This window comes from Mammaliicoccus lentus (assembly GCF_947036595.1).
Classification (GTDB): domain Bacteria; phylum Bacillota; class Bacilli; order Staphylococcales; family Staphylococcaceae; genus Mammaliicoccus; species Mammaliicoccus lentus.
Window position 1 is genome coordinate 1078338 of record NZ_OX344834.1, and the last position, 13264, is coordinate 1091601.

The following is a 13264-nucleotide window of genomic DNA, read 5'->3' on the forward strand; positions in this document are numbered from 1 at the left end:
AGTTGGATTAATGAGATAGAAAATCCAATAAAGGTATGGTTAGTTGGATTAATGAGATAGAAAATCCAATAAAGGTATGTGTATTTGGATTAATGAAGTAGAAAATCCAATAAAGGTGTGGTTAGTTGGATTAATGAGATAGAAAATCCAATAAAGGTATGTGTATTTGGATTAATGAAGTAGAAAATCCAATAAAGGTATGGTTAGTTGGATTATTGTCTTAGAAAATCCAATAAAGGTATGTGTATTTGGATTAATGAAGTAGAAAATCCAATAAAAGTGTGGTTAGTTGGATTATTGTCTTAGAAAATCCAATAAAGGTATGGTTAGTTGGATTAATGAGATAGAAAATCCAATAACAATATCAACTCTTGCTTTTTGATCAGTCCCATCCAAAAACGAACTAAGGAATTATGTTCCCAGCTCTTTCATTACATTGGCAATTGTTGATTGGATTGAAAATATTTTTCAATTCTAGTCTTACTCTCTATTTGTTTATATTAAATGTATAATGTAAAATGATGTTTCATTAATAGAAAGGAACGATAATATGACTGAAAAAGAGAAAATGATAAGAGGGGACTTATATTTACCGAGTGACAATGAATTAGTAGAAGATAGAAAAAAAGCACGCGAATTAACATATGAGTTTAACCAATTACCGATTAAAGAAAAAGACAAAAGAAAAAAAGTACTACAAATATTATTAGGTGATTATAAAGAAAACTTTGAAATTAATCCACTATTTAATGTTGATTATGGATATAATATTTTTATAGGAGAAAATTTTTATTCTAACTACAACTGTACAATGTTAGATGTTTCTACAATACATATCGGTGATAATTGTATGTTTGGTCCTAATGTAGGATTATACACAGCGACACACCCAATTGATCCAGGTGAAAGAAATTCCGGATTAGAATTTGCTAAACCGATAGTAATTGGTGATAATGTTTGGATTGGCGGTAGCGTTGTTGTTAATCCTGGGGTCACTATCGGTGATAATGTAGTAATTGCCTCTGGAGCAGTAGTGATTAAAGACGTTCCTTCTAATAAAGTAGTCGGAGGAAATCCAGCTAAGATAATCAAAAGTATAGATTGATTCTTGTGTTATTTACTATAAATTAAAACTAATTCATAATAATAATCATATCAATATGGTATATTATGGTCATAGCGTTCGATAAAAAACAAAAGGGGATGTTATGCATGCAAATATTAGGAAAAGGCTATGAAAATGATCATCATTACTTTCATGTCATAACAAATCAAAACCATTTAATCAAAGTGAGAGTACCAGATGATATGGATGATGATGAATTAAGATATTTATTAGAAGCGGTTTGTAATGATTATGATGAAAGCCATTAAGAATATTTATTATAAAGATTGAGTTCGGGACCTAGATCCTAATTCAAAATAAATAAGCATATCACTTAACTGATTATCTCAGTTTGAAAGTGATATGCTTATTTTTTATTAGATATATTTAGGTAACGGTTTTTTGAGTTTTTTTCCATAATATAAATTCAACTATTGCTACAATCACTAATGAAGCTCCAAACAACGGCATTATTATGCCTAACAACACTAGTGGTATTATTAATCCAAGTGACCACTTTCCTTTAACAATTGGAGGAGCGCCAAAGGTACCAGTTTTTCGTCGTTTCATCCAAGTGATAAAACCTAATACTATGCCACCTATGAATGTGATGCAAACTAGTAAATTCATTACTTTATTTGCTGTACCGAATAGATGACCTTCGTGAAGGGGAATACCATAGCTAAACCATTTTCCTACAATTCCATAATCTTGATAGTCAACTTTACCTAATTGTTTGCTAGAATATTGATCATAATAAGCTGTAGTTTCTTCTTTAGGTGGGACGTCTAGACCAGTTACACCACTGTTACTGCTTTTAGAAACAGTGAAGACCCCATCTTTATCTCCTGGATATACTACTGAGAAGGGTTCTTTAATGCCATCTTGTTTACTTTGAGTTATAATGTTCTCTAAGCTTTGTTGACCATTTGTACCAATCATACTTGTTGAATTACCATGATGCTCTGCATGTGCATCCTTGTCCGATTTGGGTTTTTCTTTAGTTCTAGTTGCCCAAGGTAATTCATTATCTTCAGATTTTGGAGGGTTAGATTTTAATGCTGTATATCCTAACTTTGGATGATCTTCTGCAAACTGATTAATTTGTTTTCCCATAAACGCCGACCAAGGTAAGCCTGTTAAGACTACTATAAAAATAGGTATAGCTATGATTAATCCAACTATTGCATGTAGTCGTCTATTAAATAAGAATGCGTTTTTCTTTTTAGTATTCTTTAATGCTTTTGATTTGAAAGTTAAATAAACACCAGATAGTATCATAAAGATTGTCCAACATGCTGCTAATTCAACTAAATAATTTACGATTGTACCACCAACAAATAAAGAGCTGTGTAATTCTCTAAGTACATTTGAATAAGTGAATTTAGCATTTTGATTAGCCACTCTTTGATTATGTTCATCTAAAAATATGTATCTAGAGTCTCCTTTGTCATTACCGATTGTGACACGGTTATTGTAAGGTTCATCCATAATACTTATTTTTTTGATTTCGTATCCTTTATAAACTTCTTGTATTTCTTTAACTGCACCATCTAATGATTGATGACCTTTTGTTTCGCTATTTGAGAAAAATTCATCCTCATATATATGATTCTCTACATTGGTAAAAAATAAATAACCAATGCCTGTTAAAGATAAAGTTAGAAGTAAAGGCGTAATAAAAAATGCTGCGTAAAAATGTAAACGTCTTAATGGGTTATAAACTTGTTTCACAATAACATCCCCGATTTCTTTATTTATTCTCGCCTAGTTAAAGGTATAACTTCAAGAAAATAAATACAATATGAAAAAGTGGAAAATTATGAAACTTTAGTGAATTTAGAAAAAGCCATGTAATAAATGTATCCAAAATGTAATATTAAAACACTCTAAAAATTCAGAATAAAATGTTAAAATTGAATAAATGAGATGAGGTGAATTACTGTGCTTACAAATGTAACTTTAATCAATGACAAAAAAAGTCGAAAAAATATAATAAATAAATTTTATAAAGGCTTAAATCAAGAAAGTATTCACGAAGCCGTTATAAGTTTAGAAGAAAGAAAACATCAAAATTTTGAGCATGGTGAAGTTTACTTTCAAGGCGATCTTAGTTCGGAAGAACAACAAGATTTAAATTTAAGTAAATCAGACGGGTTATTTATTATTAATGAGGATAATAAAAAGTGTGGAGCAATTGTCCCTTTACAACTTATTGTCCAATATTTAGCATCTAATCAAGAAGCAATTGCTAAAGAAAAAGGGTTAAGTATTATACAATTGGAGAATATTATCGATCGTTTAGAGTTAACTCTTAAATCAGAAGGTTTATAAAATACAAATAAGTCACGATTTCGTGACTTTTATTTTTTTAGAATGGAGTGTTAAATATGTACGAAGCAATTATTTTCGATTTTGACGGTACAATTATAGATACAGAGATTCATTTATTTAATACACTAAATAAGCATATTGAAAATTATAAAAATCCACCTATATCTTTAGATGAATATAAAGCCTCAATCGGATCAGTATCAAAAGAATTAGATGAAAGAATATTTAATGCACTAGGTTCAGAAATCGCATTAAAAGAAATGTTTGAAGATCATTATAAAGGCACATACAATTTACCACTAAAACCAGAAGTTAAAAAATTATACGATTATAGTGTGGAAACTAATTTGAAGATGGGTATTGCTACTAGTAGTTACAAAAAAGATATAATACATAACGTTGAACGTTTAGAGTTGAATAAAAATATAAATGTTATAAAAGGAAGAGAAGATGTAGCATTTGTAAAACCTAATCCGGAATTATATATTCAGGCAGCTCATGAATTAAACGTAGAACCTGATAAGTGCTTAGCAATTGAGGATACACCTAATGGAGCTCAAGCAGCTGTTGATGCTGGAATGGATGTTATTGTTATAACACATGATATTACAGAAGACTTGGACTTTAGTCATATAAATATTTTAGATAAGAATGTAAAGGCTGAAGAAATTATAGAACGTTATCTTGAACGAGCATAAAATAGGTTTTATTTAATAGTTTAAATCTAAGATTAATTTAATCCCAACGTATATTGATTAATGTTATAATAAATTTACTAATGACATTTAGAGGTGTTGCATGAATAACGAACAATATAAATCAGTTGTTTATAAAAAATTGTGGTTTATAAACAATAAAGAAAAAGAAGTTGCTACAGAGATGCTAAATAGCAATGAAAATCTATTAGAGCAACATGGTAAACCTAGTCATTTTGTTTCTAATTTTCTTGAGAAAGAAATTATAGATAAAGCTAAACCACCGAGTTCAATAGATAAAGCTATGACGTTAGGTGGACTACTATTTGGTAATGTCCTCATGGTAGGTATTCTCATTACGGCAGCATTGTTAATATTAGGTACATTCACTTTATACTTTACAAAACCTTTAAGTGAGGCGCTATTATTTCAGCTACTCTACATCATTCTAGGTGTCGTATTACTTTTCATTGGTTATAAAGGCATAAAGTGGGTAAATGCTTACTTCACAAAAAGAATACTAATAGCCAAATGGCTCAAAGATTTATCGTAGCATATGTAGGGGGTGTCATGAATGAGTTTATTATATTTTGACGAGTGGCGTGAAACACGAGCAACTATAAGATATATAGCACAAATAATGGGTAAGTGTTGTATAGAAACAAAAGAACCAGAGCCACTATATAAACATGTCATGCTGACAGTTAATCAAGTTGGTTTATCAACAGGTGTATTACAAAGTAATGGTCATGAATTTGAAATAACTTTAGATTTATTGGATCAAACATTGGTTGTGAAAGTAGACAAAGAAGAGCAGTCATTACTAATAAAAACAGGACAAACAATTCAGGAATATTATGAATTTATTTTCGAAATATTAGAAGAACATGATATAACAATTAAAATTAATACGAAACCTTATAATATACCTTATGAAACAACATTAGATAAGGATGATAAAGAACGTACTTTTAATCCTAAAATAGCTTATCATGCACTTCGCTTGATGCAACAAGCACAATACGATCATTATCAATTTCTACATTCAAGAAATATTAAAGATGTAAAAACAGGTTTATTCTGGGATAAATTTGATGTTACTTCTATTTTTTATGTTGAAGGTAATGATGAATATACAGTTTCATTATGTTATTATTTTGGAGATAAGTATAGAGAGTCGCCATACTATGTTCTGAAGATTAATCCATTTAAAAAAGATAAAATAAATTTAAAACAAGTTGAACCTTCTTATGCTGAATACAATGGTAAAGATGGTAGCTTTTTAATTTATGAAGAAGACTTAGAAAGCATTATGAGAAGAGATGAAGTATTACTAACTTTCTTTAATAGTGCTTATCAAGCTTTACTTTCAGGTGTGAGTAGTAAATTAACAAAATAATAAAATACATTTTAAAGAGAGAGGGTAATGAGTCTAATTTTATTATAAGATTTCATGTGCCCACTCTTTTTTAAATCCTTAAATGATATTTTTGGTAGTGTATGAGTCTTAAGGATTCACCAAACTTTTTACTAATCAGATGATAATCTTGATCTATATTGATAGTATTATTATTCTTAAATTTTATTTCTGTATGATATGACAATGGTTCAATATGTTGTATTTGCTTAGCATTGATTAACATATAATCAAAGTGAGATTTTGATGTAGTAGGGAATAGAACAAAGTCTTGTGTAGCGTAAATCATGAGAGGAATAAGTTTATGAACTTTCAAAATATATTTAGCATATTGTTCGCGAGTGCGCATATTAGCACCTTCAATTTTTAAAGCATCGTCTATAAGGGTTTTAACAGAAAGGTTAGTGTATTGGATTGGATGCTGTATATATTCTATTTGGTATTTATATATAGGATTTTCTGAACGTTTTAAAAAGGTCATGTCTGCACAAATTAATGTCTTCAGTAACTACACCTCCTAACACTTAATATTTTATATATAAATGCTGACAGTGTATAGCTCATTGTTAAAATCTAAAATAAGAATTCCGATTTTAATTTTTCTCTAGTTGATTTTCTATATCTTTTAATTGATGAAGGACTCTTATTCATATATATGCTTATTTCGTTTGTAGAAAAACCCTGTAATGTTAAATTGAGCCAAGTCAACTCCTCTTCATTTAAAATCTCCAATAAACTATATAATTCATATTGATAAAAATCACTGTACGATTGATCAAGTAGTGTATAATCAGATGTAGGCAAAAAACGGTTTATTTCTTTAATATTTTTTCTTAGACAATCGATTAAATAATACTTTAACTTTAAATAAATGTATTTTTCCTGATTTGTAGATTTCGATTCATCATAGGATTTTAATAAATCCCATAGTTTTATAACCATAAGTTGAAAGTAATCATCGTAATGATATTTAATTTGGTGTTGATGCAAAAGATGATGTATCATCTTTTCGTATTTTTTATAATTCAAATTGAATTGCTTGTCTAACATGGTTGCCTCTTTTTGTGGGCATGCACACTAGTATTTCCGGATGTACTAATTATATATATTTTAGGAACAAGCGTTTAATTTGAAAACAACATATATAAAGGTCTAATATAGATTAAACAAAATAAAACGTAAATTTACGTAAAAAATATAAAAATATAGCCGAAATAAAACATAAAAAAGCACATTAAAAATTATACGTTTAAATGATTTACAATTGCCATAATAACGTGTATATTTGGATATATATGGACATATGTTTTATTGGGGCAAAGACTAGGAGGTTCATCTTATGGATTATGAACACTTAAATTTAGAACATTTTTTTGCGAGAAACAATGAACTAAATAATATTAGAGATAATGCTGATTTTGTAATGATTAACAATGTAAACCGATTTATGAATTATAGAAATGGCGAAGAAGAAGGAACGATTAATCTAAGTCATTACAACTATAAAAATAGATCAGCTGCAATGTCATTTATTTTCATGGACTATACACCTTATAAATAAGCAAACATGCTTTTAAAGTATGTCTGCTTTTTTTATTTGAATTGAAATATAATAGTAATTAAAACTTAATAATTTAAATTTTGAATATTCCGTTGTAATCCTTTAAAATATAAGAGGTAAACTTTTTAAAAATAGTTAATCAAAATGATATCGGTTATAAGTTTACAAATTTAGAGGTGAAACGATGAAGAATGCCAGGCTAGAAACAATTAAAAATATAGTCGTATTATTATTAGTTTTAGCAATAATTGTTGGCCTGTTCTATTATTTAATTTCAAATCATTTAAAGTTTTACGAAGTAGATAAACAAGAAGAAAATGTAGAGGTACCACTAACTTTAAGTAAAGCCGTTGAAAAACAATATAAAAATGATACGAAAATGCAGGTAGCAACAGAGTCAGGCAATTGGAAGAATGCGTCAAGAAGTGAAATACATGATGTAATGGATGTTGAAAAGATACTAAATGATAAAAAACAAGTTTATCAGTTTTTAAATTTATCAGAGTATCAAGGTATTGATGAAAAAAGATTCCACCACATGCTAAGAGAAAGAGGAGCACTTGAGAAATACTCAAATCAATTTTTAGATGCTGCTAAACAAGAACATGTTAATGAGGTGTACTTAATTAGTCATGCTATTTTAGAAACAGGTAATAATAAGAGTAAACTAGCTAATGGTGTATTATTAACGGATAAAGGAAAAGTGACAAATTCTAAAGAAGAATCTGATGGTAAGAAATACTACAATTTCTATGGTGTAGGCGCATTAGATGAAGATCCAATAGGTACTGGAGCTAGATATGCTAAGAAAAAAGGTTGGGATACCCCACATAAAGCAATATCAGGTGGCGCTAAGTTTATTCATGATCACTATTTATCAAATCCAGAGCAAAATACTTTATATAGTATGAGATGGAATCCTGAGAAACCAGGTGTACATCAATATGCAACGGATATTAAATGGGCACAAAGTAACGCACGTATTATTGCAGAATTCTATTCAGATTTAAAAACAGAAGGTAAGTACTATATTGTTTATAAATATAAAGATACTGATAAATCACTTTCTATAAAAGAATTAGATAAAAAACTAGAACAAGAAGAGGCTAGAAAATAAATTCTAACTCTATAAAAACAGCCAATCCAGGAAAAGGATTGGCTGTTTTTTTATATGATAAATCACTTTTAATAGAAGATAGTGTCTATGTGAGCTAATATCATGCTTAATCCAATAAGAGTATCTCTACATAGCACAGATCCTTAATATCGAAACACTTGATATAAGCGTATTGTCAGTCCAATTATATACTGCTAAAATAATTAAAAAAGTCCGAGGCATATTATATATGTCTCGGACTTTCTATCGTTATATTATGATGCTTCTTCTGAATTTGAACTTTCAGAAGATTTCTGATCAGAAGATTGCTCTTTTTGTAAGTCTTCTATTTTCTTAGCATCTTTTGCTTCGTCTGGAATTTTAATTTCATCTATATCATTGATTTTATCATAAGTAACTTTTGTCTTGATGTTTGCTGTGTCTTTGTCTTTTTTAAGTTTAGAATCTAAAATATATGATTCAATTTCATTATCTTTATTTACTTTAAGAACTGCATCACCAGAAACGTCATCAATTTGATCTTCAAATTGTTCAAGTTGGTCTTTATTACCTGATGAACTAGCTAATTTTTTGAAGTCTTCTTTATTTTTGATGTTATATTTTAATTCATATCCATCATCGACTTTTTTAGCTTTAGCATCTTTGAATCCATCTAATGATTTAACGTATTTTTCATAGTTTAATTGATCTAATGAACTATCTATATCCATGTTATCTACTTGAGATGATAAATCTATCCATTGATCGTTCGCTTTAGCTACCATTTTTTTACCTTGTACGTAAATCGTCATTTCTTGACCGGCTTGATTTGTTACTAGTTTTGCTGTTTCTTTTTCGTCAACATCCATGCCGACTTTGACTTTTTGTGATTCACCGTCTTTAGGTTTCATTGCAATCGCATTATCTGTATGATAACTATTAACATCTTTAGCATTGTCTTGTAAATCAGATATTACTTGACTAGCACTTTTAGTTTCTTCTTTTTTTTCAGTTTTCTTTCCTGAATCATCATCACCGCTATTTCCACAAGCTGCTAATAATAGAGATGAAGATAAAAATAAACTGCCTAATACTCTGAATTTCATTTGGCTTCCTCCCTTGTTTTAAACATGGTAACATTAAATATAATTTAATTGCAAAAATTATTATATTTATGTCCATTTTATTACATTTACTTAAGTTTTTTCTTGGGTGAAAGTATTAATATTGCAACAAATGCAATGAGTATTTTTAATATAAATTTCATTTTATCACTCCGAAAGTGTTTGTGGTTGAGGTTCCTTTTGCTTACGCTTAGTAGGATCTAATTTTCTTTCTATATACCCTAACACAATATCACTTAGTACTGCTAGTAAAGCTGTTGGAATTGCACCAGCTAGAATAAGTGATGTACCGTCTGTAGCATTTGTACCTCTAATGATTATATCACCAAGGGATGAAGAGCCGATGAATGATCCTATAGCTGTAACACCAATTGCGATTACAAACGCAATTCTTATACCACCAATCATTACGGAAAGTGATAATGGTAGTTCGACCATCGTTAATACTTGTTTAGAAGTCATTCCCATACCTTTACCCGCGTCTTTGATTCCGCTATCTACGTTTTTAATACCAGTATAAGTATTTTTGATGATAGGGAGTAGGGCATATAGGAAGACAGTCATAACAACTGTATTTGAACCCAATCCCATAACTAGCATTAAAATAGCTAATAGTGCTAAAGCAGGTACGGTTTGTATGATATTTGCTAAAGTTATGATGAAACCTGATAATTTAGAATATCTTGCAATAATAATACCTAATGGTATACCTACTATAACCGCAAATAATACGCCATAAACAGAAATGAGTAAATGGTCTAAGAATAGTTGAAAAATATAACCACCATTATACTTATAGTATTCAATTAATTGTGTTAATACATTTCCATTCGTCAATTTACTCACCGTCCTTTTCATCGTCAAAATAATTATGTTTCTTAAGGAATTCTTCAGCAACTACAGCTGGTTCTTTTAAGTTATTATCAGCTTCGTAGTTTAATTTTTGCATTTGTTCAGTTGAAATTTTTCCTTCAAGTTTTTTCATCGCTCTATCTACATAAGGTTTTTCTTTAATTAATTCTTCAGTAACTAGAGGACTTGCATCATATGGAGGGAAGAAACGTAAGTCGTCTTCTAATACAACTAAGTCATAACTTGCGATTCTACCATCAGTTGTATATCCAAGGACTACATCCATTTTTCCAGTATTTAATGCATCATATACTAAACCGATTTGCATAGGTCTTGTACGTTTGAAGTCAAAACCATATTTTTCTTTGAAAGCAGGATAACCATCACCAGGTCGTTTCATCCAAGAAGAGTCTACGCCTGCCTCTAATTTATCTGCAACATTTTTCATATCCGATACTTTTTTAAGGTTATATTTCTCAGCTGTTTCTTTTGTAACCATCATAGCATAAGTATTTTCGAATCCGTATGAACCGTACCATTTTTGATTATAATCTTCATCGAAAGCTTTTCTTACAACTTTCAAAGCTTTATCAGGATCTGTAATAGGGTCCATGTTTAAAGCGCCAGTTAAATCTGTACCTGTGTAACGTGCACTGGATATATTAGCGTCACCTGTATTCATTGCGTTGAATGTAACAGTTGAAGAACCTAAATTATTAATCATTTGAATATTATTTTCGTTAACATTATCTTTTTTTGCTTCATGTTCAATCATTAGTCTATCTATATGACCTATTATTTGTGATTCACTTGTGTTTTGCATTCCGATTTTTACAGAGTTTTTATCACCAGTTCCTCCAAGAAAAGGTAGGGAACATCCGGATAAAATTACTGTTAGCGTAACTATCGGAATAAACAATTTAAAATATTTTTTCATGTTTATGTTTCCTCCTTATCTTGAAACTTTTAACCCTTTAGGTGTAACCCATTCTTCGACTTTAGAAAGTACAAAATCCATAATTAGCGCGATTGCTGTAACCGCAATTGCACCACCGATTATTAGGTCTGGTTGATATAGGTTTAACCCGTTAAAGATAAAGTCACCTAAACCACCTGCTCCTATGAAACTTGCTAAAGTTGCCCAACTGATAGCATATACACTAGATAAGCGTATACCACTCATGATTACAGAAATGGCTAGAGGGAGTTCAACCATATACATTTCTTGGAATTTAGTCATCCCCATACTAATGCCGGCACCTTTAACGTTTTTATCAACATTATTAATGCCTATGTACGTATTGTTTAGTATAGGTAATAAAATATAAATAAATAATGCAATAATTGCAGGTAATTTACCGACCCCTAAGAAAGGTATCATAATTGCTAATACCGCTAAAGATGGTACGGTTTGTAGAACACTAGCTATTGACAATACTATTTTGGCAAGTTTTTTCGTTCGTGTTAACACGATGCCTAAAGGTATTGAAACAACCATTGCTAGTAAAAGCGCAACGAAAGAGATATAGAAGTGTTCTATTGTTTTTTGAAATAGTTCTTGTCCATTAACTTGAAGAAATTCTATCACAATTGTTCACTCCTTATTTAATATCACTTGTTTTTGCTTCTTCTTCATTTAATCCCCAAATTGAATCATAAACTATATCAACAAGGCTAGCTCTTGTTATAACACCTTTGATTAAGTTTTGGTTATCGACAACAGGAATTAATCTAACGTTTCTCTTAAGTATTGTACGCACTGAATCTTGAAGCATCGTACCTGTTTTAACAGTGTAAACATTTCGGTCCATCATATCGATAATATCGCTACCTTTTCGATAGCCTTCATTTAAGTCTTCAATGTCAATACAACCTACTAATTTACCTTTGAGATTCGTAACAAATAGAACATCGACACGTCTATCACGCATTAATGTTACAGCTTCGTCTATTGTTTTTTCAGAAGTAATTGTAATAGCACTAATCATAGCGTCATCTACCACTTTTAAGTTAGGTCTATCTTGTATCAATCTATTTTGACCGATAAATTCACTAACGAAATCATTAGCTGGGTGTTTAAGAATGTTATTAGGTGTATCAAATTGAACAATTTCTCCTTCAGACATGATACAAATTCTATCTGCTAACTTAATAGCTTCATCCATATCGTGTGTTACGAAGATAATTGTTTTTCCTAATTTATGTTGTAGCGTTTTGACAAGATCTTGGAGTGTATCTCTCGTAATAGGGTCCAAGGCACCAAACGGCTCATCCATAAGGATAATGTCTTGATCTGCTGCTAGCGCTCTAACGACACCTATACGTTGTTGTTGTCCTCCAGATAATTGAGAGGGATATAAATCTAAATAGCTTTCAGGTAAATCAACTAAATTAATAAGCTCTTTTGCTTTCTTTTCTTTTTCTTCTTTATTCCATTTTAATAATTTAGGAACTAGAACAATATTTTCGCGAATTGTCATATGTGGCATTAAACCAATTTGTTGAATGACATATCCTACACTTCTTCTTAAACTTACTGCATTCATCTTGCTTAAATCTTTCCCGTTTAAAGTGATTGTTCCACCAGTGGGTTCAATCATGCGATTAATCATTCTTAAAGCAGTAGTTTTACCGCTACCACTCGTACCAATAAATGCTATAAATTCACCAGATTCAATTTCCATACTGATACTATCTACAGCTTTTTTACCGCCACGATAAACTTTAGTTAAGTCTTGTATTGATAACATAACACTTCTCCTTTATTTTAATATGTAAAATAACAACGTTTATCATTATAGCATATTATTTGCATATTTATAAAATTTACATGTGCTAAGGTTTTTGAAAAGCGAATATTATAAAAAATAAGAAAATTTATAAAAAGCGTAAAATCGCGAAAAATATTAAAGTAAGAATATTGTCATATATGTAAAGAATAAAAAAGTGACAAGAAATCGTATGCTGAAATCTTGCATATAGTGCATGGACAATAGTGTTTAAGGCATATTACGGTTAGAAATTTGAAATGAGGTAATAATATAATATAAAGAATAGAGAAATCATACATTTATTTTAAA

The 13264-nt window shown here is 30.0% G+C and carries 16 protein-coding genes; 8 read left to right on the forward strand and 8 right to left on the reverse strand.

The annotated features are described in order from the left end of the window. Positions 1 to 550: 550 nt before the first annotated feature. Both ACNMOQ_RS05410 and ACNMOQ_RS05415 read left to right on the forward strand, forming a co-directional pair. On the forward strand, positions 551 to 1105 hold the full coding sequence (locus tag ACNMOQ_RS05410) for a sugar O-acetyltransferase (RefSeq protein ID WP_416350320.1): 555 nt from the start codon (positions 551 to 553) through the stop codon (positions 1103 to 1105). Between the two features lie 107 nt (positions 1106 to 1212). Continuing rightward, complete coding sequence (locus ACNMOQ_RS05415; protein WP_017001124.1) at positions 1213 to 1374, forward strand: hypothetical protein; 162 nt, start codon at positions 1213 to 1215, stop codon at positions 1372 to 1374. A gap of 118 nt (positions 1375 to 1492) precedes the next feature. Here the strand turns inward: ACNMOQ_RS05415 and ACNMOQ_RS05420 are convergent, their stop codons facing one another. Continuing rightward, positions 1493 to 2839 (reverse strand): PepSY-associated TM helix domain-containing protein, encoded by a 1347-nt coding sequence (locus tag ACNMOQ_RS05420; RefSeq protein WP_416350321.1) that lies wholly within the window; start codon positions 2837 to 2839, stop codon positions 1493 to 1495. A 210-nt stretch (positions 2840 to 3049) separates the two neighbouring features. On the opposite strand from ACNMOQ_RS05420, the gene ACNMOQ_RS05425 reads away from it, so the two are divergent. The 4 genes from ACNMOQ_RS05425 to ACNMOQ_RS05440 all read left to right on the forward strand — a co-directional run bounded on the left by ACNMOQ_RS05425 (position 3050) and on the right by ACNMOQ_RS05440 (position 5533). Next, positions 3050 to 3439, forward strand: coding sequence for a hypothetical protein (locus ACNMOQ_RS05425; protein WP_064211336.1), 390 nt, complete (start codon positions 3050 to 3052; stop codon positions 3437 to 3439). 56 nt (positions 3440 to 3495) lie between these two features. Continuing rightward, positions 3496 to 4137 carry an HAD family hydrolase gene (locus ACNMOQ_RS05430; protein WP_064211335.1) on the forward strand — a complete coding sequence of 214 codons (642 nt, stop codon included), beginning with the start codon at positions 3496 to 3498 and terminating at the stop codon, positions 4135 to 4137. Between the two features lie 100 nt (positions 4138 to 4237). Beyond that, positions 4238 to 4687, forward strand: coding sequence for a hypothetical protein (locus ACNMOQ_RS05435; protein WP_017000850.1), 450 nt, complete (start codon positions 4238 to 4240; stop codon positions 4685 to 4687). Between the two features lie 21 nt (positions 4688 to 4708). After that, positions 4709 to 5533, forward strand: coding sequence for a DUF5996 family protein (locus ACNMOQ_RS05440; protein WP_218688427.1), 825 nt, complete (start codon positions 4709 to 4711; stop codon positions 5531 to 5533). A 70-nt stretch (positions 5534 to 5603) separates the two neighbouring features. Here ACNMOQ_RS05440 and ACNMOQ_RS05445 read toward each other — a convergent pair whose 3' ends face one another. Next, entirely contained in the window at positions 5604 to 6032 is a 429-nt protein-coding gene (locus ACNMOQ_RS05445; RefSeq protein ID WP_210618569.1) for a competence protein ComK, read from the reverse strand. A 92-nt stretch (positions 6033 to 6124) separates the two neighbouring features. Beyond that, positions 6125 to 6556, reverse strand: coding sequence for a sigma-70 RNA polymerase sigma factor region 4 domain-containing protein (locus tag ACNMOQ_RS05450; RefSeq protein WP_064211367.1), 432 nt, complete (start codon positions 6554 to 6556; stop codon positions 6125 to 6127). 334 nt (positions 6557 to 6890) lie between these two features. Here ACNMOQ_RS05450 and ACNMOQ_RS05455 point away from each other — a divergent pair, with 334 nt between their 5' ends. Next, positions 6891 to 7112, forward strand: a complete 222-nt coding sequence (locus ACNMOQ_RS05455) for a hypothetical protein (protein WP_017000846.1) — start codon at positions 6891 to 6893, stop codon at positions 7110 to 7112. Positions 7113 to 7296: 184 nt separating this feature from the next. After that, positions 7297 to 8229: a peptidoglycan release complex glucosaminidase SagB gene (gene sagB, locus ACNMOQ_RS05460; RefSeq protein WP_064211334.1), complete on the forward strand. Its 933-nt coding sequence runs from the start codon at positions 7297 to 7299 to the stop codon at positions 8227 to 8229. A 254-nt stretch (positions 8230 to 8483) separates the two neighbouring features. On the opposite strand, the gene ACNMOQ_RS05465 is transcribed toward sagB, so the two are convergent. The 5 genes from ACNMOQ_RS05465 to ACNMOQ_RS05485 all read right to left on the reverse strand — a co-directional run bounded on the left by ACNMOQ_RS05465 (position 8484) and on the right by ACNMOQ_RS05485 (position 12934). Continuing rightward, positions 8484 to 9314 carry a DUF6612 family protein gene (locus ACNMOQ_RS05465; RefSeq protein ID WP_064211681.1) on the reverse strand — a complete coding sequence of 277 codons (831 nt, stop codon included), beginning with the start codon at positions 9312 to 9314 and terminating at the stop codon, positions 8484 to 8486. Positions 9315 to 9479: 165 nt separating this feature from the next. After that, complete coding sequence (locus ACNMOQ_RS05470) at positions 9480 to 10169, reverse strand: ABC transporter permease (RefSeq protein ID WP_135032669.1); 690 nt, start codon at positions 10167 to 10169, stop codon at positions 9480 to 9482. Between the two features lies 1 nt (position 10170). Beyond that, positions 10171 to 11121 carry an osmoprotectant ABC transporter substrate-binding protein gene (locus ACNMOQ_RS05475; RefSeq protein ID WP_017000842.1) on the reverse strand — a complete coding sequence of 317 codons (951 nt, stop codon included), beginning with the start codon at positions 11119 to 11121 and terminating at the stop codon, positions 10171 to 10173. 15 nt (positions 11122 to 11136) lie between these two features. Then, on the reverse strand, positions 11137 to 11772 hold the full coding sequence (locus tag ACNMOQ_RS05480; protein ID WP_070044677.1) for an ABC transporter permease: 636 nt from the start codon (positions 11770 to 11772) through the stop codon (positions 11137 to 11139). Between the two features lie 13 nt (positions 11773 to 11785). Then, positions 11786 to 12934, reverse strand: a complete 1149-nt coding sequence (locus tag ACNMOQ_RS05485) for a betaine/proline/choline family ABC transporter ATP-binding protein (RefSeq protein WP_017000840.1) — start codon at positions 12932 to 12934, stop codon at positions 11786 to 11788. Between the last annotated feature and the right edge of the window lie 330 nt (positions 12935 to 13264).

Excerpts from the sequence above, each read along its gene's own strand:
- ACNMOQ_RS05410 (WP_416350320.1), top strand. The coding sequence starts at position 551 with ATGACTGAAAAAGAGAAAATGATAAGAGGGGACTTATATTTACCGAGT.
- ACNMOQ_RS05415 (WP_017001124.1), top strand. The coding sequence starts at position 1,213 with ATGCAAATATTAGGAAAAGGCTATGAAAATGATCATCATTACTTTCAT.
- ACNMOQ_RS05430 (WP_064211335.1), top strand. The coding sequence starts at position 3,496 with ATGTACGAAGCAATTATTTTCGATTTTGACGGTACAATTATAGATACA.
- ACNMOQ_RS05435 (WP_017000850.1), top strand. The coding sequence starts at position 4,238 with ATGAATAACGAACAATATAAATCAGTTGTTTATAAAAAATTGTGGTTT.
- ACNMOQ_RS05440 (WP_218688427.1), top strand. The coding sequence starts at position 4,709 with ATGAGTTTATTATATTTTGACGAGTGGCGTGAAACACGAGCAACTATA.
- ACNMOQ_RS05445 (WP_210618569.1), bottom strand. The coding sequence starts at position 6,032 with ATGACCTTTTTAAAACGTTCAGAAAATCCTATATATAAATACCAAATA.
- ACNMOQ_RS05450 (WP_064211367.1), bottom strand. The coding sequence starts at position 6,556 with ATGATACATCATCTTTTGCATCAACACCAAATTAAATATCATTACGAT.
- ACNMOQ_RS05455 (WP_017000846.1), top strand. The coding sequence starts at position 6,891 with ATGGATTATGAACACTTAAATTTAGAACATTTTTTTGCGAGAAACAAT.
- sagB (WP_064211334.1), top strand. The coding sequence starts at position 7,297 with ATGAAGAATGCCAGGCTAGAAACAATTAAAAATATAGTCGTATTATTA.
- ACNMOQ_RS05465 (WP_064211681.1), bottom strand. The coding sequence starts at position 9,314 with ATGAAATTCAGAGTATTAGGCAGTTTATTTTTATCTTCATCTCTATTA.
- ACNMOQ_RS05475 (WP_017000842.1), bottom strand. The coding sequence starts at position 11,121 with ATGAAAAAATATTTTAAATTGTTTATTCCGATAGTTACGCTAACAGTA.
- ACNMOQ_RS05485 (WP_017000840.1), bottom strand. The coding sequence starts at position 12,934 with ATGTTATCAATACAAGACTTAACTAAAGTTTATCGTGGCGGTAAAAAA.